Raw genomic sequence first — 21,502 nt, 5'->3', positions numbered from 1 at the left:
CGCCTAGGCGCCGAGCCGGTCAAAGCCGCTCGGCGTCACGTCCTCGCCGAAGCGCCATGAGGAAACCGTGATCCCGCCGAACAGATCCGCCTGCGAATAGATGCAGGTGGCAGGCTCGGCCTCCGCGGCGCCCAGCGCGACCATCAGCGGAATGAGGTGGTCCTCCTGCGGGTGGGCCTGGCGCGCCGCCGGCGCCTGCTCCCAGCGCAGCAGCTCTGCGGTGCGCTGGGCCGGTCGCAGATCGAGCAGAGTATGGCGCAGCCAGCCGTCGAACCGGTGCGAGGGTTCAGCGGCGCGGGCATCGAACATGCGCAGATTGTGATAGGACAACCCCGAGCCCATGATCACCACGCCTTCATCACGCAGCGGTGCAAGCGCGAGGCCAAGCGCGAGGTGCGCCGCCGGATCGTAGCCGATCTTCATCGAAAGGCTGACCACCGGCAGGTATGCTTCGGGGCAGATCGGCTGCATCATCGAGAAGGTACCGTGATCGAAGCCGCGCGCGGGATCATCGCCCACCGCTATACCCGCCGCCCCCGCCAGTTCCCGCACCCGCGCGGCCAGCGCCGGATCGCCTGGTGCGGGATAGCTGATGTGGTAGGTATGCTCGGGAAAGCCGTAGTAATCGAACACCATGCCCGGGTGCGGCGCACTCGAGACGGTGAAGCCCGGCTCCTCCCAATGCCCCGAAATCGCCAGCACCGCGCGCGGCCGCTCGGGTAACTGCGCGGGCAGAGCCTTGAGCGAGGCTTCGAGCCAGGCAAAGCCTTCGCGGAACGGACCATCAAGCCAAGGCCAGGGGCCCCCGCCATGCGAGAGGAAGAACACGGGCTGTTTCATGCGTCCTGCTTATGCTGCTGCGCCCCCGCGCAACAGCCACAAGTTCTCGGCCCGATCATTCAGGAATCTCGAACGATCAGAGCCTCGCAAGAATCGCGGCGGCGCTTGCCGCAATGCGTGCCTTCTCGGCATCGGCGAATTTGTCGTAGGTCCGCACCATTTGCGCCATGCGCGGATTGCCGGCAATCCTGCCGCGCTGGCGGGCAATGAAATCCCAGTAGAGCGGGTTGAACGGGCAGGCATCGGGGCCGGTGCGCTGCTTCACATTGTAGCGGCAGTTGCCGCAGTGGTTCGACATGCGGTTGATATAGGCTCCGCTCGCGGCATAGGGCTTGGAGGCGAGCAGACCGCCATCGGCGAACTGGCTCATGCCCACGGTATTGGGCAGCTCGACCCATTCATAGGCGTCGGCATAGACCGAGAGATACCATTCGTGCAGCGCGTGCGGGTCGATCCCGGCGATGAGTGCAAATGTCCCCGTCACCATCAGGCGCTGGATATGGTGGGCATAGGCGTGTGTGCGCGTCTGGGTGATGGCGGCACTGAGGCAAGCCATTTCGGTCTCGGCGGTCCAGTAGAATTCCGGCAAAACGCGGGTGTGTTCCAGATAGTTGCGCCGCTCGTAACCGGGCATCGTCAGCCAGTAGATCCCGCGCACATATTCACGCCAGCCGATGATCTGGCGGATGAAGCCCTCCGCAGCATTGATCGGCACACGGCCCGCGCGCCATTCCGCCTCCACCGCACGGCACACGGCAAGCGGATCGAGCAGCCCGCAATTGAGATATTGCGCGATCACCGCGTGATAGAGGAATGGCTCCCCCTCAAGCATTGCGTCCTGATAGTCGCCGAAGCGCGGCAGCGCGCGCTGGACGAAGGCGGCAAAGGCGGCTTCCGCATCGCGGCGGGTCACAGCAAAGTGGAACGGCTCAATATCGCCGAAATGATCGGCAAACCGGGCACCCACCAGGGCCAGCACCTCCAAGGTGATCGCATCGGGCGCAAAGACCGGCGGGCGCGGCATGAACAGGTCGGGCGCGGCGGCCTTGCGGTTCTCGGCATCGAAGTTCCACTGGCCGCCGGCAGGCTCACCACCATCCATCAAGAGGCCGGTGCGGCGGCGCATCTCGCGGTAGAAATACTCCATGCGCAGCGACTTGCGCCCTTGGGCCCATTCGCGAAACACGGGGAGCGGGCAGATGAAGCGCGTATCAGGCAGGACCTCGACAGACACGCCGAACGCCGCCTCCCAGCCCGCAATCATCTGCGCGACGCGCCATTCGCCCGCCTCGGTGACGATGATGCGCTCCGGTTTGCAGGCTGCGACCGCCCGCGCCACCTCGCCGGTGAAGCTGCCGCTGTTACCCGGCGCATCGAGCGGGACGTAGTCGACTGTCCACCCGGCGGCGCGCAGTTCCTCGGCAAAGTGACGCATGGCGCTGAAGATGAAGGCGATCTTCTTCTTGTGGTGGCGCACATAGGTCGCCTCCTCGATGAGCTCGGCGATCAGCACCCGGTCGCGCGCCTTGTCTCCGGCTTGCAGGGAAGGCAGCGCCGGGCTGAGCTGGTCGCCCAGCACCACGATCAGACTCCCGCCGCTCACAGCAGCCCCTCGGCGCGCAAGTGCCCTTCGATCTCGGCATCGAACGCGAAGAAGCCGCGCCGCGCATTGGGCCAGAGCCCTGAGTCCCAGCGCCGCCGCACGGACCTGAGCGCGATACCCTTCTCCGCCAGCACAGGTGCTAGTGCGGCGAGCGCATCGGCGACGGGGCCGACAGGGGCATAAGGTGTGACGATCTGCCGCGCTCCGACGGCCTCAGCCGCCGTGATCAGCGCTCCTGCTTCGAGGCGATCGGCGCGTATGACAACCCGGCCAAAGTGCTCGCCCGCGCGCACCGCCGCATCGTCCATGGCCGGGCCGACGAAGCGCCGTGCGGCCTCGCCCCAAAGCAGCGCCGGATCAAACGCCGCAAGCACACCGCGCAGCGCGATATCTGAAGGAAGCGCCGATTCTGCGCAGAGATCCTCGTGATGCACCAGCAGCAGGCTCGGCACAGCCGGATCGGGCGCCTCGAGCGGCACGAGCGTGCCTGCCGAACCCGCGGGCGGCTCGATCAGCGTCGGGGCCTCCATTGCCAGCCCGCGCGGCGTGAAGCGGCCTTGTGTGTAGCGCGTGATGTTGTCTGGCCGTGCAAGGTAGGTCTTGCCGGGTGTCTGCAGCCCGGCGACCCAGCGCCACGACAGGGTGTTGCTAGCGGCATCCGCATCGATGAGGTGGCGCAGAAAGAAGTCCGCGCCCAGCGTCCACGGCAGGCGCAACGTGAAAATCCAGATTGAGGCGAACCACATCCGCGCGTGGTTGTGGAGGTAGCCGGTCTCGGCGAGTTCGCGAACCCAGGCATCGAAGGCATCGATCCCGGTGCGGCCCTCTTCCGCCTCTGCCAGCGCGGCGCCGCCCGCCGTGACCGCCTGCGCCGCGTCGCGCTCGGCCAGATATCGCCGCCACACCGTGGGACGCAGTTCGAGCCAGCCTTTCCAATAGGTTCGCCAGCAGACCTCCTGGATGAACTTGCGGGCAGGGGCAAAGCCGTGCTGCGTCAGGACTGCGGCGACGACCTCCTCCTCGGTCACGAGCCGGTGGCGCACATAAGGCGCAAGCCGCGAGACCGCATCGCTGCGACCCGGCCCCGGATCGAAGTTGCGCCCACTCGCGTAGGCGGAACCTGCCCCCGGCAGAAACAGCGCAAGGCGAGCAAGCGCGGCGCGGCGGGTTGGATCTGGAACCATGTCAGCCCCTTGGGCCCGGGCACGGCGAGGTCCCAGATGGTCTTGCGGGCAAGCGCCTATCCGCGCCCACCCATCTGAAAATGGCAAAAAGGTAATGTTCCGCTCACCCGGCGGATGGGCGGGCAGTCCTAGAGCGGACCTCGGCGATGGACGTCTGTCACGGAAGTCGTGACGTGACGGTCCCCTGTTCCGATTGCCTGTCCGGCGTCCATCGTCACCCAGCCTGCGGCCGCAGTCCGATCCCGCGCGGGGAGAGCGCTCTCCGGCGCGCGGCACTGGCATGGCCGGCTCAACCTGAGGGAAGCCCCGCGTGTCTCGTCCGATCTTCTTCGATCCCACCGGCCGCCGCCGCCGCCTCACCCGCCGGGGTGCCTTTGCCGGGTTGATCGCGCTGCTCGTGCTCGCGGTGGTCTTCGCCACGACCGTAGTGACAGTGCCCCCGGCGCCGCCGCTGCCGCTGGGCTTCGAACGGCAAGCTCCCTTCCCGCTCAAGACACAGGTCAGCCGGCTGTCGCAGAAGCTCGGCCAGCTCTTCGGCCGCCGCACCGCACTGGCCGCGCATGGCGGCGAACAGACGCTCAATGTGGGCTTTTACACCTCGTGGACCGATGGCAGCGCGCAAACGCTGGAGCGCCATGTCGGCGAACTCGACTGGCTTGCGCCGACGCTGTTCTCGCTCGACCACAGCGGCAATCTCGCAGTGACCGACGATGCGCCTATGCGCCGCATCCTGACCTCCGCGCTGCGCCGCCCGCTCGTCGTGCCAGTGCTGCAGAACGCGGCGAACGGCAAATGGGACGGCACGGGCGCGACCGCGCTCATGGCCAATCCCGCACGCCGGGCCGCGCTCGTCGGCCAGATCGATGCGGCGCTCGACCGGACCGGCGACGGCGGCGTGATGATCGACTTTGAAGACCTGCCCCCTTCCGGGATTGCCGCGCTGCACGGCCTGCTGGCCGATCTTCACGCCCGCCTCGCGCCAAAGCACCGCGTTGTCGCCGTGACGATGCCGATCGACGATACCGCATGGTCGGCCAGGCGGCTGGCCGAAGTGGCCGACAAGGTCGTACTCATGGCCTATGACGAGCACTGGCAGGGCGGCGAGCCCGGCCCGATCGCCTCGAACGGCTGGTTCGCCGGGCATCTCACCGAGCAGGTCCGGGGCCTTTCGCCGGGCAAGGTGATCGTTGCGCTCGGCAACTACGGCTACGACTGGCACGGCGGCCATGCCGATGCGCAGACCATCGAAGAAGCCTGGCTCTCCGCCCACGACAGCGGGACCCTGCCCAGCTGGGACAAGGCCAGCGGCAACACCGGCTTCGGCTATCTCGACGACGAGGATGCCAACACTGCGACCCCGTCTGAGCACCATCAGGTGTGGATGCTCGACGCGGCGGCGAGCTGGAACCAGATGCAGATGCTCACGCAGCTGGGCATCGGCTCGGTCGCTCTGTGGCGGCTGGGCGCGGAGGATCCCGGCTTCTGGAACGCGCTCAAGGCCTGGCGCGAGGGCCACGGCAGCCGCCCGGACCTTGCCCGCATCCAGCAGGCCAACAACGTCGATGTCGAAGGCAGTGGTGAGATCCTGCGCATCGATGCGACACCCGAAAGCGGCACGCGCAGCGTTCACTTCGCCGCCCGGCAGCCGCTGATCGACGACGAGCACTACGACAGCCTGCCGACCCCTTATGTGGTGCGCCGCACCGGCGACCGCGCGAAGCTGGTCGCGCTGACGTTCGACGATGGCCCCGATCCCAAGTATACGCCCGAGGTCCTATCGGTGCTGGAGCGATATCACGTGCCCGCGACGTTCTTCGTGATCGGCGAGAACGGCGTGGCCGGACGCAGCCTGCTCCAGCGCATGGTGGCCGACGGCGACGAGATCGGGAACCACAGCTACACCCACCCCAACATGGCCGAGGATTCTCCGGCCGGCATCCGGCTCGAGCTCAACGCCACGCAGCGCCTGATCGAGGCCTATACCGGCCGCTCCACCCGCCTGTTCCGCGCGCCCTATTTCGGCGATGCCGAGCCGACCACCGCCGACGAACTGGGGCCGGCGCTGATCGCGCAGGATCTGGGCTATACCGTGGTTGGGCTCCATGCCGATCCGGGCGACTGGATGAAGCGCAGCGCCGAAGAGATCGCCGCGCGTTCGGTCGACGCGATCGAACACGCCGCGTCCGACCGCAGCGCGAATGTGCTCCTCCTCCACGATGGCGGCGGCAACCGCGAGCAGACCGTGCTTGCACTGCCGCAGATCATCGAGAGGCTTGAGGCCGACGGCTACCGCCTGGTGCCCGCCTCCACACTCGCCGGCCTCAAACGCGACGACGTGATGCCGCAGGTCAAGGGCTGGGATCTGGCCGCGGTCCGCGTCGACGTGGCGATCTTCTCGATCCTGGCGCTGCTGCTCGCCGCGCTCAACTGGAGCTTCTTCTTCGCTATCGCGCTCGGCGTGATCCGCGCGCTCGGCCTTACCGGCCTTGCGCTCGTGCCCGACCGGCGCAAGGTGCCCTTACTCGGCAACGGCTATCAGCCGATCGTCAGCGTCATCATCCCTGCCTACAACGAGGAGCGCGTGATCGAGAGCTCGATCCACCGCATCCTCGCCAGCGACTATCCGCATATGGAAGTGATCGTGGCGGACGACGGCTCGAAGGACCGCACCAGCGCGCTGGTTGCGGCAGCCTTCGGCAACCATCCGAGCGTGCGGCTGATGACGATGGTCAACGGCGGCAAGGCCTCGGCGCTCAACCGGGCACTGGCGGTGGCAACCGGCGAAATTGTCGTCGCGCTCGATGCCGATACGCAGTTCGAGCCGCAGACCATCGCGCGGCTGGTGCGCTGGTTTGAGAACGAGAAGGTCGGCGCGGTCGCGGGCAATGCCAAGGTTGGCAACCGGGTCAATCTCGTCACGCGCTGGCAGGCGGTGGAGTATATCACCGCGCAGAACATCGAGCGCCGCGCGCTCACCCGCTTCGGCGCGATCATGGTTGTGCCGGGCGCGGTCGGCGCGTGGCGGCGCAGCGCGCTGAACGATGTCGGCGGCTATCCCGAGAACACTCTGGCCGAGGACCAGGACCTCACCATCGCGATCCAGCGCAAGGGCTGGAAGGTGTGCTACGATGAGGACGCGGTGGCCTGGACCGAGGCGCCCGAGACCCTGGCCGCGCTTTCCAAGCAGCGCTTTCGCTGGGCATTCGGCACGCTGCAGTGCCTGTGGAAGCACCGCCCGGTGTTGTGGCAGCGCAAGCCCGCCGGTCTTGCTTTCGTCGGCATGCCGCAGGCCTGGCTGTTCCAGATCCTCTTCGCGCTGATCTCGCCGCTGATCGATCTGGCGCTTGCCGTTTCAATTGTCGGCACGGTGGTCAGGGTGATGCAGCACGGCTGGGCGCAGACGCAGACCGACGTGCTCCGCATGGGGCTCTATTGGGCAGCGTTTACTCTGATCGACCTGATTTGCGGCTGGGTCGCCTACCGCCTCGATGTGCGCGAGCGGCGCTTCCCGCCGCTGTTGCTGCTCAGTCAGCGCTTTGTCTATCGCCAGCTGATGTACAGCGTGGTGATCCGCGCGGTCGGCGCGGCGCTGCAGGGGCTTGGCATCGGCTGGGGCAAGCTCGAGCGGACGGGACGCGTCTCAACAGGGCAGGCGCAGGGTGGCCACAAGGCCCTTGCTGCCTGAAGAGGGATCGGAGAGTTCGAAGCTGCCACCATGGAGGCGCGCCACCGCGGCGACCATGGCAAGGCCAAGCCCTCCGCCAGGGCGAGTGCGCGCGTCGTCGAGCCGCACAAACCGCTCCACCGCGCGGGCCCGGTCGGCGAGCGCAATGCCGACACCGTTGTCCTCAACCGCGATCTCGGCCCACAGCACGTCATTGGCATCGCGCCGCATGCCGGTGGAGACAGTGACTGTCTTGCCGCCATACTTGAGCGCGTTGTCGATGAGATTGGCGAGCGCGCGCGAGACCAGTTCGCGGTCCGCTGAGGCAGTGACCGCCTCCAGCCGCCCCTCGAGCCGCACGCCGGACTGCTCGGCCAGCGGATCGTAAAGCTCGACGAGATCCTCGGCAACGGCGGCCAGGTCGAGTGGGCGGCGGCGATCCTCCACCACGCCGCCTTCGATCATGCTGATTTCGAGCGCCGTTTCCAGCATGGCGCGCAGCGCATCGGCATCGGCGCGGGCAGATTGCAGCGCCTCGATCGCGCGCGGATCCTCGACCCGCGCCAACGCAAGATCAATCGCGGCGGACAGGCGCGCGACGGGTGAGCGCAGATCATGCGCCAGCGCCCCCGAAACCGCGCCGAGCTGCGCAACAAGCTCGCCGATGCGCTCAGCCATGAGATTGAGTTGCCGACGCAGGTGGTCGAAGCCATCCCCCGTGCCCTCGATCGGGACGCGCGCGCCAAAATTGCCCGAGGCAAGCTCGGCGGCGGTCTCGGCAATGAGGTGCGTGCGCCGGCTGATGACAATGCCAACCACCGCCGCGCTGAGCAGCGCCATCAGCACCGAAATCGCGATGGTCAGGCCCGCTGCGGTCGCAAAGGCAAGGTCGATGCGCCGTTCCGAAAGGCTCACCACCCCGACCACGAGCCGCTCGCCATCAGGCAGCTGGCCGACGAGTGCGAGCCCCTCCGCAGGGGGCTGGCCAACCCCGCGCTGCACGGCGACCGGCTGCGGACGAGCGGCAGGCAGGATGGTCGGCACGCGCAGCAGGTTGCTCAACACCGGCGCATTCTTGCCGGTGAGCGCGATGAACACCGCAGGGTCCGCCGCGCTGCCGCGCCGCGCGGTAATGAAGTCCGCCAGTTCCTCGCGCCCACCGTCGTAATAGGCGGCGAGCAGGTCGTCGCGCACGTCGATTACCTGCCGCTCGCGGTCGATCCGTACGACGTCGAGCATCTGCCCGCGCAGGAACAGGATCGCGAGAGCGCTCGACAGAACCTGGAGCACGAAGATCGCGCTCATCAGGCGCAGCATTGTCGGCGAGAGGCCTCGCCGGGGCAAGAGCCGCGCCATCAGTCTACCGCCAGACGATAGCCCGCGCCGCGCACTGTGTGGAACAGGGCCCGCACCTCGCCGTCATCGATCTTGCGGCGCAGGCGGCTGATGTGGACATCGATCACGTTGGTGCCGGGATCGAAGTGATAGTCCCACACCGCCTCGAGCAGCATGGTGCGGGTGACGACCTCACCCGCGTGCATCAGCATGTATTCGAGCAGGCGGAACTCGCGTGGCTGGAGCGCGATCTTGCGCATGCCGCGCTTCACCTGCCGGGTCAGCCGGTCCAGCTCGAGATCGGCGCAGCGCAAGGTGGTTTCCTGCGCCTGCCGCACCCCGCCCGCGGCGCGGCGCAGCAGAGCATGGATCCGCGCGAGCAGCTCGCCGAACGAGAAGGGCTTGCTGAGATAATCGTCCGCGCCGGCGGTCAGCCCGGAGATGCGGTCATCGGTGCTGCCAAGCGCGGAAAGCAGGATCACCGGGGTCGGCACGTCGGCCGCGCGCATCGCTTTCAGCAGCGCGAGCCCGTCCATCCCGGGCAGCATCCGGTCGAGCACGACAAGATCGAACAGGCTGTCGGTGGCGAGAAACAGCCCGTCCCGGCCATTGTCGGCACGGTCGACCGTGAAGCCTTCCTCGGCAAGGCCCGAGACGATGTAGTCGGCGATCTGTTGATCATCCTCGACGAGCAGAATGCGTCCAGCCACTGGCCTCTTCCATGAAAATGCCCCAGACCCCCAGCTCCGCACCATGGCCACGCCCGCCGCGCCCCGCAAGCGCTTTCAGGTTGGTGCCCGATGCGCCCGGACCCGGGCGGGGACGCCGGACCTGAACGGGAACTTTACCGGCGCGCGGGGTTGCTGAAATTTTCCGCTAAGGCATGGCGCAGAATCGCGTTAAGAGGCGCCCAAATCGCGTGCTGCTACGGCCATTCTGGCGTGGTTGCGGGCGATTTTGCACCACTGAATGCCGGCACGCGATGACGCGGCGCGCCGGAGAGGGTACCATATGGGCGCGGACTGCCGCGAGGCAGCCCCTCCCCTTGCCGGATGACACGATACCGATGCACAGCTCGACCCCGATCGCCCGCACCGTGAAGCACGCGGCCCGCCTCCTCGCCACGGCCGCCCCGGTCGCCCTCCTCGCGGCAGCGAGCCCGGCCCTTGCCGACACCACTGTGAGCACCGCAACGACCGTTCCGCTGCTGACGTCTGCCGCAGGTGCGGTGACAGTGGCCAAGGACGGTTCGATCAAGCTCGATACCGGCACGGCGGTCACGGTCGATGCATCGAAGGACGTAACCGTCCAGGACGGCGGCAAGCTCGACATGGGCGCCGGCGACGGCGCTGCGGGCATCGTGGTCCAGGGCGGCACGACCACCAACATCTCGAACGCCGGCACAATCCAGGTGATCGAAACCTTCACCGCCCCCGACAGCGACAAGAACGGCATCCCCGAAGGCCCCATCGCGCAGGCGAGCGGGCGCTACGGCATCCGCGTGGCGCCCGGCGCCGCAGTGACGGGCAACGTTTCGAACAGCGGCACGATCACGGTGGACGGGGTGAACTCGGCCGGCATCGCCATAGACTCGGCGCTGACCGGTTCGGTCACCAACTCCGGCACGATCAAGGTCAAGGGCGACAATTCGGTCGGCATCCGCACCGGCGCGGTTTCGGGCAATGTCAGCGCGGGCGGCACGATCGGCATGATCGGCAGCGGCACGCAGGCGCTTGTGGTGAACGGCGACGTCGGCGGGATCGTCAAGATCAACGGCTCGCTCTCGCAGGCGACCACCTACACCGCAGACGACGGCAGCACCCAGACCTTGCCGCGCAGCGCGCTTTCCACCGGCAAGGCCGCAGTCGAGATCAACGGCAACGTCGGCGGCGGGATCATCGTGACCACGGCTTCGACCAGCGGCTCGACCACCGAGACCACCGGCTCGATCCAGTCCTATGGCAACAGCCCGGCGATCCAGGTCGGCGGCGCCAGCAACATCACGGTTGGCGGCGGCGCGAGCAGCACCGGCACCTATTCGCTGGGCATCGACGGCAGCGTGACGGCCGGCGCCACCTACAGCTCGACCAATGCCTCGGCAGTGGTGATTGGCGGCAAGGGCGGCAATGTCACACTGACCAAGGGCATCGGCGTCAGCGGCAATATTACCGCGACCACGGTTGATTCGGCAGCAGTCGGCATTCTCATCAATGCCGGCTCGACGGTCGGCTCGCTTTACAACAGCGGTACGATCAGCGCGGTGATCAGCCAGCCGGGCATCGGCTCGTCCTCGGCGATCAAGGACCTGTCGGGCACGCTGACCGCAATCGACAACACCGGCGACATCTCGGTCACCGGTTCGAGCGAGGACCAGCTCGCCGCGATCGATGTTTCGTCCAATACCTCGGGCGTGACGATCAAGCAGTATCTCAACACCACCGACGCCGCCTCCCAGAAGACCGAGAAGGACGCGACCGGCTATGATCCGGACAAGGCCAAGGTCTACACCTCGATCACCGGCAACATCTACACCGGCAGCGGCAACGATACGCTCGACGTCGGCTCGGGCAAGATCACCGGCAAGACGTTCCTCGGCGCGGGCAACGACACGGTGAAGCTGGCCGACGATGCCAAGTACATCGGCGACGTCGATTTCGGCGCTGGCACCGCTTCGATGAGCATGGCGGGCAATTCGCGTTTCACCGGCACGCTGATCCTGAACGACCAGGTGGGCACCCTGACCCTTGCCGACAAGGCGATCTACCGCGGCACCGTGACCGGCGGATCGCAGCTGGCGGTGACCGTCAATGGCGGCACTTTCGGTGCCAACGCGGCGACCACGACAACGATCAAGTCGCTCGACGTCGGCGCCAACGGCACGCTCGGCGTCTATGTCGACGGCGCGACGGGCACCGCCTCCAAGCTGGTGGCCGATACCGCGAACTTCGCCAGCGGCTCCAAGATCTCGGCGCGGATCACCTCGCTGACCAAGGCCGAGGGCACCTATACGGTGCTCAGCGCCGGCACGCTGACCGGCGGGTCCAACGTCGGCGCCTCGGCGCTCAACATGCCGGTGCTCTACAAGGGCGCGATCGCCGCAGTGGGCAATGACGTGACGCTCACGATCGCGCGCAAGTCGGCGAGCGAGATCGGGCTCAATCTGCCGCAGTCGCAGGCCTACAGCGCAATCCTTGCCAATGCGGGCAAGGACACGCTGCTGCAGTCGAGCCTGCTGCAGGTGGCCGATACCGCCGCGCTGCAGACCCAGTTCAACCAGATGCTGCCCGACTATGCCGGCGGATCGCTGGATCTCCTCAGCCGTGGCACGCGCCTTGCCGCACGGCGGATCGACGACGATTCGAGCTGGTTCACGATCAGCGATGCCGGCGCCTGGCTCGAGCCGATCTACTTCAAGGGCAAGAAGACCGCCGGCACCACGGCAGGCTACAGCAACAGCGGCGGCGGGCTCTCGCTGGGCTTTGAAAAGAAGTTCGGCTTTGGCCATCTCGGCGGCTCGTTCACCTACTTTTCGGGCAATTCGACCACCGACGCCACGCAAAAGGTCAAGGTCAGCGATGTCGAGGTAGCGGCCTTCTGGCGGCTCGCCTCAGGTCCGCTCTATGCCTATGCGCGGATCGGCTATGGCCGGCCCTCGTTCACTTCGACCCGCACCTTCACCGGCACTGTCGACAGCCAGTCGTTCAGCTACGGCGCGGGCGGCAAGTGGAAGGGCACGATGATCTCCGGCGCTGGCGGTGTGTCCTATGCGATCAACGTCGGCGAACATTTCAAGCTGAAGCCGCGCGCGACGATCGAATACTTCCGCCTGAAGGAAAACGGCTACACCGAAACCGGCAACGCCCCTCTGGCGCTGACGCTGGCGGGCCGCACCAGCCAGGTGGTGAACGGCACCACAACGCTTGTCGCGAGCTGGAGCACGGCGCCGGGCAACTACGAAAACCGCCCCTTCACGGTCGAGGTTGAAGGCGGGCGCCGCAGCCGCATTTCGGGCGAAGTGGGCAACACGATTGCGACATTCAACCGCGGCGCCGCCAGCGGCGGCGATACCTTCACGCTTACCGGCCAGCAGATGCCTTCGGCCTGGACCGGCGAAGTCAGCCTGATCCAGGGCGGGCTCGACTACACGTGGAAGATCAGCGGCGGCTACGAAAAGCTCGAAGGCGGCGGCACTGGCTATTCGGCCCGCGCCTCGCTCGCCATCGCGCTTTAAGGCGCGGACTTTCGCAACCGATCGGGGGGCGGCCGCAAGGCTGCCCCCTTTTTCGTGTCAGCCCTGCGCGGCCGCGCCTTGCGCCTGGAACCAGGGCACCATCCGCGCGATGGCTTCCTCGACCAGCGGGGTCGAGACAGCGAAACTGAACCGGACGAAGCGGTGCCCTTCGACCGGATCGAAATCGATCCCCGGCGCGGTCGCAACCCCGGTGTCCTCCAGTAGCCTGATGCAGAAGGCCATGCTGTCGTCCGTCAGGTGGCCGACATCGGCGTAGACGTAGAACGCCCCGTCGGGCGGGGCGATGCGGGCAAGGCCCATGGCGGGCAGCGCCGCCAGCAACAAGTCGCGGTTGCGCGCATAAGTGCGCACGTGGCCATCAAGCTCATCGGTGCAATCAAGCGCGACGAGCCCGGCATGCTGGCTGAGCGTGGGCGGCGTCAGGAACAGATTGCCCATGCGCGCCCTTGCGGGCTCCACCTGGTCGGGCGGCACCACCAGCCAGCCGAGCCGCCAGCCGGGCATGCTGAAGTACTTGGAAAAGCTGTTGACCACGATCGCATCGGGTTCGAACGCAAGCATCGAGCTTGCGGGGGCGCCGTAGGTTATGCCCTGATAGATCTCATCCGAGACGATGCGAATGCCGCGCGCGCGGCAGACTTCGGCAATCGCCGCCATCTCTTCGGCCACGATGACCGTGCCGGTGGGGTTGGCGGGGCTCGCGATGATCACGCCGTCCGGCGCGGGATCAAGCGCGGCGAGCGCGGCGGCGGTGATCTGGTAGCCGACCTCGGGACCGCAGGGCAGCTCCACCGGCTCGATGAACAGCGCGCGCATTGTGTTGCGATAGGCGACATAGCCCGGCCGCGCGATGGCGACGCGCGCACCCGGCCCGAAGCGCAGCGACAGCGCGATGACCAGCGCCGGCGAGGCACCGCAGGTCAGCACGATCTGCTCTGGCGCAGTCGCCGCCCCGGTGGTTTCGGTCACATGGCGGGCCAGCCGGGCAAGCAGGTCCGGGCTCTCCCAATAGCCTTTGTCCTCCGCGTCCAGCACCTCGCGCGCGCGGGCGAGCGCGGCGGCGGGCGCGCCGGTCGAAGGTTGGCCGTACTCCATGCGGATCACGGAGCGGCCCTCCGCGACAAGGCGCTGGGCGAGCGCGGAAATGGAAATGGCGAGGAAGGGGTCGAGATGCGCAATCATGGGAAGGGGCCTAGCACCGTGACCGCACGGGGCAAAGTCCGCCCACACCCCCGCGCGGTTGACATTGCCTGGGCCGCAGGCGAGCCTTGCGCCAGATCCGGGCGGGCCATCCGCACCGGGCACTTTGGGAGAGCCCTGTCATGTCCACCACCGCTGGCGCCGCCGCGCCTGCTGCCCCCATGCCTTTGGGGCAGGCGGCCATCGTCACCCTTGGCGTGATCGTCGTGATCGCGGGGTTCGTCGCGCTGGGCGCATGGCTAAAGGTCGTGCCGCTCTACGCTGGCTTCCTGCTCCTCTGGGCCTGGTCGGCACTGCACGAGCTCTCGCTCAAGGCCCTGCCCGCCGCGCTGGCAGGGGCGCTCACCGGCGCAGGGATGAGCTTTCTGCTGCAGACCGGCACAATGCAGGGCAGCCCCGCAATCATCGCGCTCGCGCTGCTGCTGATGATCGGCGCAGTGTTCCTCGTCGTGGCGGGGCGCGCGGCGTTCTTCTGCAACCAGAGCACGATGCTGTTCATCACCGTGCTCAACGCGCCGGTGATCCAGAAGGGCGAGGATTTCCGCCAGGCGATCCTTGCAGTGGTGCTCGGCGCGCTGTGGTTCGGCGCAGTGGCCTGGGCGATCAGCCGGTTCGTTCCCGCGCCGTCAGCCGAGCCTGCGGCCTAGCAGCTCGCGACCGTCTGCGTGGGCGAGGGGTTGTAGATCTGCGTCAGGTCGCGGTCGTCGCGCACATAGAGCGCGGCTTCCTTGCGGATGAGCTTGGCCGGAAGAATGCTGCCAAGGAAGAACGGCTTGTAGTTGTAGGCGATCTCGACAAACATGATCGCGGTGCCGGTATCGGCGGTCATCTTGGTCGAGGTATAGCCCATACCCTTGAACGCGGTGCCGGTGGCGCCGGTGCCTTGCACGCCATAGCGCGAGGCCCAGGTGTTCTTGCCCCAGCAGCGCTGCCACGCGATCCACTGCCCGTTCGAGGAATTGACCTGCAGGCTGGAGAGGATGACTCGGCCGTTGTTCGGAATGTCGAGATCCTCCGCCTGCAGCGCGGCGGCGCGGAAAACCTGGTTCACATCGTATTCGCGGAACTGGGGCGCGCCGTTGACCTGCGTCTGCTTCGCGCGGCTGGCATTGTCGGCCACGGTGATCGCAAGCTGGTTGAGCTTGACGTGAATAAGCGCGAGGCTGACGACTTCCACCCCGGTGAGCGCGAGACCCATCAGGAACGGCAGGGCAAGACCGAGCTCGACCGCGCTGGTCGCCCCGGTATCGTGCGCAAAGCGGGTGCAGAGCGCACGGACGCGGCCGAAAGCGGTGGCGGGAGCCAGCAAAGGACTTGCGGTCACGGGCATACCGATGTTCCCGAGCGGCTCGCCTGCGTGGCGAAGGGCTGGTTCTTTAGGATGGTGGTGGAAGGAATGGTCTGGTTCTCGGGCAGGCCGAACATCTTCGCAAAACCGAACCACTGCTTGTAGGAGACGGTGACCGTGTAGACGACGACGTCGTTCGCGCCGCCGAGGCCGGACTTGCCCATGTCGGAGTCCCACACCCCGTTGGCGTTCATGTCGACGAAGCACTCGGTCGAGTCGTACTTGCCGTTCTTGTTGGTGTCGGTGAAGTCTTCCGGCATCCCGACCGCGGAGAACTCGGAATAGTTCTTCCGGGTAAAAGTCACGTTCGCCGTCGGCATGACATACTTGATCATCTTCGAGACGAGTGTGTCGAGCGAGGTCGAGCCGGTCTGGCCGCTCTGCAACGAGGACTTGCGCGCCGCGGAATTCACCGCACCGTTGAGTACTGTCTTGACGTAATAGGCCTGCGCAATCTGAAGCGTGCCGAACACGACCAGGAACAGGATCGGTGCGGTCAAACCGAACTCCACCGCGCTCACGCCGCGACGATCGCGAAGCAGGCGGCGGAACGTGAGGCGGGCTGGGCGCCCGGCTGGAGCGGAGGGGGCCATCACTTGTTGATCCGCAGGTCGGCCACCTGGCCGGCGATGAACTTGAAGGTGTTGTTGAGCGCGGTGGTATCGCTCGCGTAGTAGGCGCGGCCCGCGGTGGCGCAGGAGGTCATCTGCGTCGTCAGAGACTGGCCGAAGCCGATCACCCACACCGTATAGCCGAGGTTCTTGGCCTTGGTGCAGGCCGCAAGATAGCGGTTGTTGTGATAATTGGTCAGCGTGGAATTCGACGTGCCCGAGGGCGCCACGCGGTTGTCGTAGAGCTCTTCGCCATAGGCGCTGTAGGATGTGGTGGACGGTGCCATCTCGCCGTCGGTCATGAAGATGATGTGGCGGCTGACCGAGGGATACTTCGTCGAATCCACAGTCACGTTGCTGGCAAAGATCCCGGTCGGGCTGCCGAGGCGAGCACCCCAGATCATGCCGATATCATGGTAGGTGCTGCCGCTTGCCACCAGCGTGGTGATGTAGGTTTCGAGCCAGGTCGGCACGACAGTCGGGGCCGACGTGTCGACGTCCGTGAACAGCTTGGCGCGCGGCGGGCACTGCGCATTCTCGCGGTAGGTGTCGCTCTGGAGGCTGGTTTCGGTGCGCGAGGTCGTATTGGTGCTGCCGCGATACCACAGCAGATCATTCTCGTAGATCTTCCACCGCGTAGCATCAGTTGTAGGCACCGAGTCGATGTCGAGATCGGTCGCGCCGCTGGGCACCGGGTTCATGGCGAGGTTTTGCGCGGTCTGGCGTTCCTCGATGCAGCCATCCCACTGGGCATTGGTCGTGGTAAGGCCGGTCACACCGGTGGTGCCATTGAGCGCGGCGAGCGAGGGCATGTCATAGGTGCCCTGGTTGGGCACCGTCGCATTTGAGGCGATATCGGTCACGACCGGCACGCTGCCCATGCCCTTGAACGCGCTCACGTTGATCGTTGCGGCCTTGAAGGTCCAGTTGGTGAACTGGTAGCGCGTGACATAGGTCGTCGTCGTCACCGACTTGTTGCGCACGCAAGTGCCGACAGTGCTCGTGCTTGTGCCGACCTTGGTCCATGACTTGTACGAATAGGTCGTTTGGACGGTAGCGGTCGGGGCCGGACCGCCCGAGTTCACAGGGTTGCTGCCTGCGCTGGGATAGTTGTTCACCCCGTAGCTGTTGCACTGGGTCTGCGTGATGTTCGAGCCGTAAGTCTCGGTGCTGGCCACCGGCGAGCCGACCGTTGGAATATAGACCGGCGTGTTGAAGTTCGCGAGCGCGGTCTGGAAGGGCTGGGTATTGGCGAAATAGCTCGTCGGCATCTGCCCGGCCGCGACAATCGCGCCCATGTTCACGGTTGTGGTATAGGGCACGAAGCCGAAGCGGATGCGCGTGTTGGTCTTGTCGACCACGGCGGCCGCCACGGTCTTGTAGAAATCACGCAGCGCCTGGCGCAGGCCCATGATCTTCGAGGTCGAGTCGCTGTCGCAGTCAGTCCCGTTGGGGTCGCAGGCCATCGAGCCGGTGGTATCGAGCACGAACATCACGTCGGCGCTCGCCATCTGGAGTTCGGCGCTGCACGCCACGGTCAGCGTGATCGTCCTGAACCCGAAAATGCCCATGACCACCGTCGGCATGACGGTGGTCGCCGTCCCGCTCACCGCGCCGGTGCCGGTGGAGGAGGTGTTGAAGGTGATCGAGTTTGCGTTGGTGGCGTTCGGGTTGAAGTTGAAGTTGAACATCTTGTTCGCCTTCGCCGTCTCCGGTGTGCCGTAGGTACCCGAAGTCGCCATGGCCTTGCGCCCTGCCAGCACACCCGCGTCGCAGGCGTTCTGCAGGCTTGTCTTGGTCATGTAGGCACGCGCCATGTCGGTCCCGCTGCCCGCAAGGCTGACGAGCAGGATCATCGTGGCAAGCGCGATGCCCAACGTGTTGCCCGCCGTATCGCGCAGCAGGCCGACGATCAGCGATCGCACGTGGGCGCCGAGTTTGCCTCCCATTGCATTCGACTGGCGCGACATGTGGCGATGTTCCTTCAACAGACTGGCCTCAAGGAGACCGGGACCCTGACCCTGCGCTGCTGCCCGGCCGAAACTGCCTGGCGGCGGGCACAGAGGGGGCCCCACGCTGCGTCCATGCGGCGGGATCGCCTTCCAAATCGTAAACCTGACGAAAAAAAGCGCGCCGCTGCCCTACGCAGTTGTCCCTAAGAGCGGCGTGCCGATGGTAAATGCGGCTCAACCTGTGGAGTGCCGAGACCACGCCGCATGTTGCCTCGCGCGCCGCGCCCGATATAGCTGACGGGGAGGCCATCAACGGCACAAGCCAACCGGGGAGGGTGCGGCCATGATCGAACTGCTGAGCGCACCCACGCCCAACGGCTGGAAAATCACGATCATGCTGGAGGAATGCGGCTTGCCCTACCGCGTCCGCTGGATCGATCTCGGCAAAGGCGAGCAGTTCGCGCCGGACTTTCTGGCGGTGAGCCCCAACAACCGCATCCCCGCCATCATCGACCACGCGCCCGCCGATGGCGGCGAGCCCATCCCGGTGTTCGAGACCGGGGCGATCCTGCTCTACCTGGCCGAAAAGACCGGCCAGTTCCTGCCGGCCGACCTCAGGGGACGCAAGCAGGTGATGGAATGGCTGTTCTGGCAGGTGGGCGGCCTTGGCCCGATGCTCGGCCAGCACGGGCACTTCCGGCTCTATGCCCCGGAACGCATCGCCTATGCCACCGACCGTTACCGCGCCGAGGCCTTGCGGCTCTATGGTGTGCTCGACCGGCAACTGGCGCGCGAGCCCCATGTTGCGGGCGAGGATTACTCGATTGCCGACATGGCCTGCTTCCCGTGGATCCGGACGTGGAAGGCGCAGGGGCTTCCCCTTGCCGATTTTCCCGCGCTGCATGGCTGGTACGAGCGGCTCAAGCAGCGGCCCGCCCTGCGCCGGGGCATGGACGTGGGCAGCGACCGGATCAACCGGCGGCCGCAAGACGATGCGCAAGCGCGCCGCGTGCTGTTCGGCATAACGGAGGACAAGCCATGAGCCGCAGCGTCGAGTTCTTCTACGATCTGTCCTCTCCGTGGACGCGGATCGCCTTTGCCAATTTTCGGGCGGCGATCGCTGGCATGGATGTGGCCGTGCGCTGGCGGCCGTTTCTGGTCGGCGGAGTGTTCAACGCGGTCAACCAGCGGGTCTATGAAAGCCGCCAGAACCCCGATGATCCGCGCTTCCGCCGCAGCTTCATCTGGCTGAAGGAATGGGCGCGCCTTGCCGGTTTGCCCATGAACTTTCCTTCCCCGCACCACCCGGTGAAGTCCGTCCACGCCATGCGGTTCTGCTGCGCGCTGGAAGACGATCCGGAAGCCCTGCTGCGCTTCAGCGAAGCCGCGTTCGAGGCCTATTTTACCGAGCAGCGCAATATCGACGAGCCGGAGGAACTTGAACGGATCGCCGATGCCTGCGGCCTTGACGGCGCAGCCCTGCGCGCGGCGGCGTCGAGCGATGCCTGCAAGGCCCGGCTGCGCGAGAACACGCAGGAAGCGATCGACCGCGGCGCCTTCGGCTCACCCACGCTGATCGTCGATGGCCGCTTCCTCTATTTCGGCAACGACCAGCTGCCGCTGGTCCTGCAGCGCCTCGCCGCGCCGGAGGGGGCGGAGGGTCTGGAAGCCTGACCTCAGCCGCGCCGGGTCTGCGCGAGGGCCGAGACGTTGATCGTGCCAAGCGGACCCGCCTCGTCGTGCACCCAGCATTCGCCGATGCCGATCCCGGCACGGGCGCTGTGGCCGACCATTTCGAAGCCGAGCCATTCCCCCACCGGCAGGCGGTGAAGGTAGATCGTGAAGTCGGTATTCACGTAGTCGATGCCCGTCTCGCTGCTGTGCGAGAAGGGGCTGGCGAAATCCGCCGCCGTGGCGAGCCGCGTGAACGGGGTGTGCGGGGTTCCGGCAATCACCGTCCGCCTTACCGTCAGCCAGGTCTGCCGGTTGGCGATAGGAGCGAGCGGGCCCAGCACCGGCATGTTCGACTGCGCCGCATCGCCGGGCGGCAGCGGGGCACGCGTTACGCGCGCCGCTTCGGGCGGCAGCGGCCTGATCTCGAAAGCCGGGCTCCATGATGCCGCCGCCACTGTCTCGGGATGCGGCGCTGACCAGGGGGCGGATTGCCATGTGGGGTTCGCCGGCGCCTCGGTCTCGCGCAGCGACTGCAGGGACGCGCGGGCGACCAGCTGGCCGCCCTGCACGATCTCGCCCTCAACCAGCCGCAGGCGGCCGCCTGACTTGACGACGCGGGTCGACACCTCGAGCGGCTCGTCGCGCGCCATGCCGAGCAGATCGACCACGAAGCGCACGGGAATCCAGCCGGGCTCGACATGGCGCTGCTCCAGCACCGCGGCCAGAAGGCTGGCGACGGCGGCACCGTTGAGCGAGCCGGGCATCCAGTAGCCCCGGCTGTGGCGAGTGGGCACGTAGCGGTCGGCCTCTACAACGAAGAAGCCATCGGGAGCGGAAACGGGCGAGGTCATCTGTCTTCCAAACTGCGCCGCGCGGCCATGCCACGCGCAGCCGATTGGTCAACGAACGAATTGCGGGGCTCAGTCGCCGGCGCGCTCGATCCGGAAGCCGAGGCGGGGGAAATGGACGGCGAGAGTGCCGATCCCGTCAACCTCGCGCCGCAGGGTCACACTGCTGCGGGTCGATCCAATGAGAATGCCCTCGACCGGATCGCAGCCGTAGTCGGTGGCGGCAACGCGCACGCGGCGACCGGCAAGCTCCGCGTCGGCGGGCAGGACGGTTGTGGGCGCGGGCTCTGCATCACGCGCGATGGCGATGGCTTCGGCCGGGGTCATCACCGCGCGCGCGCCATGGCCGATCTCGGTAACGCGGCCGTACCAGTCGTCCACCCCGTCATTTTCCATCAGGCTATCGACCAGCACCGGGCAGAAATTGAAGATGAACCAGAAGTTGTAGTAGGCCGCCGCATCTGCCAGCCCCGGCGCATCGCCTTCCAGAAATCGCCGGCCATCGGCCAGATGATCCGCCAGCAGCGCGATGTGCGCGCGGATCTGGCTGAGTGCGAACGGCACCATGGCCTTCATCGCGGGAATGTTGAACGGCTGGCCGGAAAGCGCTTCGCGGTCCTTGACGAAGGCGGGATCGACCTGATCGCCCAGCGTGCCGAAAATGGCGATCACCGCCGCCTGAAACAGTCCCTTGTCGCACCATTGCTCCACCGCCGAGGCAAAGCCGGACGAGCCTGCGGGATAAAGCGAGGGGCCGCCAAAGCGCCGCTCCAGCTCGCGCCCGATCAGCGCGCTGTCGCAGTAGATGTCCGCGCCGATCTGCATCACCGGGATGCGCCGGTAGCCGCCGGTGAGCGGCACGAGATCGGGCTTGGGCATGATCACCGGCTGATCGACCGCCGACCACGCCAGCCCCTTGATGCCGAAGCAGATGCGCATCTTTTCCGAGAAAGGCGAGGAACCGTACTCGTGCAGGATAATGCCGGTCATG

General features: G+C 66.7%; 16 protein-coding genes. 5 read left to right on the top strand and 11 right to left on the bottom strand.

Annotated features, from left to right (window positions below; genetic code table 11):
• Positions 1–3: 3 nt before the first annotated feature.
• The 3 genes from WCL10_RS11620 to WCL10_RS11610 form a co-directional block, all read right to left on the bottom strand.
• A complete protein-coding gene (locus tag WCL10_RS11620) occupies positions 4–840 on the bottom strand; it encodes a class III extradiol ring-cleavage dioxygenase (protein ID WP_336895808.1) in 837 nt (278 codons plus the stop codon).
• A gap of 76 nt (positions 841–916) precedes the next feature.
• On the bottom strand, positions 917–2,443 hold the full coding sequence (locus WCL10_RS11615; protein ID WP_336895807.1) for a cryptochrome/photolyase family protein: 1,527 nt from the start codon (positions 2,441–2,443) through the stop codon (positions 917–919).
• Positions 2,440–3,627, bottom strand: a complete 1,188-nt coding sequence (locus WCL10_RS11610; RefSeq protein WP_336895806.1) for an FAD-binding domain-containing protein — start codon at positions 3,625–3,627, stop codon at positions 2,440–2,442. The genes WCL10_RS11615 and WCL10_RS11610 overlap by 4 nt, the downstream gene beginning before the upstream one ends.
• Positions 3,628–3,937: 310 nt before the next feature.
• Here WCL10_RS11610 and WCL10_RS11605 point away from each other — a divergent pair, with 310 nt between their 5' ends.
• Positions 3,938–7,312 (top strand): glycosyltransferase, encoded by a 3,375-nt coding sequence (locus WCL10_RS11605; RefSeq protein ID WP_336895805.1) that lies wholly within the window; start codon positions 3,938–3,940, stop codon positions 7,310–7,312.
• Here the strand turns inward: WCL10_RS11605 and WCL10_RS11600 are convergent.
• Together WCL10_RS11600 and WCL10_RS11595 are read right to left on the bottom strand one after the other, a co-directional pair.
• Complete coding sequence (locus WCL10_RS11600) at positions 7,268–8,647, bottom strand: ATP-binding protein (protein WP_336895804.1); 1,380 nt, start codon at positions 8,645–8,647, stop codon at positions 7,268–7,270. The genes WCL10_RS11605 and WCL10_RS11600 overlap by 45 nt on opposite strands.
• Positions 8,647–9,336 carry a response regulator transcription factor gene (locus WCL10_RS11595; RefSeq protein WP_336895803.1) on the bottom strand — a complete coding sequence of 230 codons (690 nt, stop codon included), beginning with the start codon at positions 9,334–9,336 and terminating at the stop codon, positions 8,647–8,649. Before WCL10_RS11595 ends, WCL10_RS11600 begins: the two co-directional genes overlap by 1 nt.
• A gap of 356 nt (positions 9,337–9,692) precedes the next feature.
• Here WCL10_RS11595 and WCL10_RS11590 point away from each other — a divergent pair, with 356 nt between their 5' ends.
• Complete coding sequence (locus WCL10_RS11590; RefSeq protein ID WP_336895802.1) at positions 9,693–12,857, top strand: autotransporter outer membrane beta-barrel domain-containing protein; 3,165 nt, start codon at positions 9,693–9,695, stop codon at positions 12,855–12,857.
• Between the two features lie 57 nt (positions 12,858–12,914).
• Here the strand turns inward: WCL10_RS11590 and WCL10_RS11585 are convergent, their stop codons facing one another.
• Positions 12,915–14,060, bottom strand: a complete 1,146-nt coding sequence (locus tag WCL10_RS11585; protein ID WP_336895801.1) for an aminotransferase class I/II-fold pyridoxal phosphate-dependent enzyme — start codon at positions 14,058–14,060, stop codon at positions 12,915–12,917.
• A gap of 140 nt (positions 14,061–14,200) precedes the next feature.
• Between WCL10_RS11585 and WCL10_RS11580 the strand changes: the two genes are divergently transcribed.
• On the top strand, positions 14,201–14,725 hold the full coding sequence (locus tag WCL10_RS11580) for a hypothetical protein (RefSeq protein WP_336895800.1): 525 nt from the start codon (positions 14,201–14,203) through the stop codon (positions 14,723–14,725).
• Here the strand turns inward: WCL10_RS11580 and WCL10_RS11575 are convergent.
• Genes WCL10_RS11575 through WCL10_RS11565 form a run of 3 tightly spaced genes read right to left on the bottom strand, consistent with a single transcriptional unit; the run spans position 14,722 to position 18,007 of the window.
• A complete protein-coding gene (locus WCL10_RS11575) occupies positions 14,722–15,408 on the bottom strand; it encodes a hypothetical protein (protein WP_336895799.1) in 687 nt (228 codons plus the stop codon). The genes WCL10_RS11580 and WCL10_RS11575 overlap by 4 nt on opposite strands.
• Complete coding sequence (locus WCL10_RS11570) at positions 15,399–16,019, bottom strand: TadE/TadG family type IV pilus assembly protein (protein ID WP_336895798.1); 621 nt, start codon at positions 16,017–16,019, stop codon at positions 15,399–15,401. The genes WCL10_RS11575 and WCL10_RS11570 overlap by 10 nt, the downstream gene beginning before the upstream one ends.
• Positions 16,019–18,007, bottom strand: a complete 1,989-nt coding sequence (locus WCL10_RS11565; protein ID WP_336895797.1) for a Tad domain-containing protein — start codon at positions 18,005–18,007, stop codon at positions 16,019–16,021. Before WCL10_RS11565 ends, WCL10_RS11570 begins: the two co-directional genes overlap by 1 nt.
• A gap of 325 nt (positions 18,008–18,332) precedes the next feature.
• Between WCL10_RS11565 and WCL10_RS11560 the strand changes: the two genes are divergently transcribed.
• The gene (locus WCL10_RS11560) at positions 18,333–19,031 is read left to right on the top strand and encodes a glutathione S-transferase C-terminal domain-containing protein (RefSeq protein ID WP_336895796.1); all 699 of its coding nucleotides are present in this window, start codon (positions 18,333–18,335) and stop codon (positions 19,029–19,031) included.
• The gene (locus tag WCL10_RS11555; RefSeq protein ID WP_336895795.1) at positions 19,028–19,663 is read left to right on the top strand and encodes a 2-hydroxychromene-2-carboxylate isomerase; all 636 of its coding nucleotides are present in this window, start codon (positions 19,028–19,030) and stop codon (positions 19,661–19,663) included. The genes WCL10_RS11560 and WCL10_RS11555 overlap by 4 nt, the downstream gene beginning before the upstream one ends.
• Before the next feature lie 2 nt (positions 19,664–19,665).
• On the opposite strand, the gene WCL10_RS11550 is transcribed toward WCL10_RS11555, so the two are convergent.
• A complete protein-coding gene (locus WCL10_RS11550) occupies positions 19,666–20,514 on the bottom strand; it encodes a thioesterase family protein (protein ID WP_336895794.1) in 849 nt (282 codons plus the stop codon).
• Between the two features lie 69 nt (positions 20,515–20,583).
• Positions 20,584–21,501, bottom strand: coding sequence for a glutathione S-transferase family protein (locus tag WCL10_RS11545; RefSeq protein ID WP_336895793.1), 918 nt, complete (start codon positions 21,499–21,501; stop codon positions 20,584–20,586).
• Between the last annotated feature and the right edge of the window lies 1 nt (position 21,502).

It is taken from the genome of Novosphingobium sp. (assembly GCF_037133355.1).
GTDB lineage: Bacteria > Pseudomonadota > Alphaproteobacteria > Sphingomonadales > Sphingomonadaceae > Novosphingobium.
Note: the sequence above shows the minus strand (reverse complement) of the source record. Positions and strands in the feature narration are given on the sequence as shown.

Coding starts and splice junctions, on each gene's coding strand:
- WCL10_RS11620 (WP_336895808.1), bottom strand. CDS start 840: ATGAAACAGCCCGTGTTCTTCCTCTCGCATGGCGGGGGCCCCTGGCCT.
- WCL10_RS11610 (WP_336895806.1), bottom strand. CDS start 3,627: ATGGTTCCAGATCCAACCCGCCGCGCCGCGCTTGCTCGCCTTGCGCTG.
- WCL10_RS11600 (WP_336895804.1), bottom strand. CDS start 8,647: ATGGCGCGGCTCTTGCCCCGGCGAGGCCTCTCGCCGACAATGCTGCGC.
- WCL10_RS11590 (WP_336895802.1), top strand. CDS start 9,693: ATGCACAGCTCGACCCCGATCGCCCGCACCGTGAAGCACGCGGCCCGC.
- WCL10_RS11585 (WP_336895801.1), bottom strand. CDS start 14,060: ATGATTGCGCATCTCGACCCCTTCCTCGCCATTTCCATTTCCGCGCTC.
- WCL10_RS11580 (WP_336895800.1), top strand. CDS start 14,201: ATGTCCACCACCGCTGGCGCCGCCGCGCCTGCTGCCCCCATGCCTTTG.
- WCL10_RS11575 (WP_336895799.1), bottom strand. CDS start 15,408: ATGCCCGTGACCGCAAGTCCTTTGCTGGCTCCCGCCACCGCTTTCGGC.
- WCL10_RS11570 (WP_336895798.1), bottom strand. CDS start 16,019: ATGGCCCCCTCCGCTCCAGCCGGGCGCCCAGCCCGCCTCACGTTCCGC.
- WCL10_RS11565 (WP_336895797.1), bottom strand. CDS start 18,007: ATGTCGCGCCAGTCGAATGCAATGGGAGGCAAACTCGGCGCCCACGTG.
- WCL10_RS11560 (WP_336895796.1), top strand. CDS start 18,333: ATGATCGAACTGCTGAGCGCACCCACGCCCAACGGCTGGAAAATCACG.
- WCL10_RS11555 (WP_336895795.1), top strand. CDS start 19,028: ATGAGCCGCAGCGTCGAGTTCTTCTACGATCTGTCCTCTCCGTGGACG.
- WCL10_RS11550 (WP_336895794.1), bottom strand. CDS start 20,514: ATGACCTCGCCCGTTTCCGCTCCCGATGGCTTCTTCGTTGTAGAGGCC.
- WCL10_RS11545 (WP_336895793.1), bottom strand. CDS start 21,501: ATGACCGGCATTATCCTGCACGAGTACGGTTCCTCGCCTTTCTCGGAA.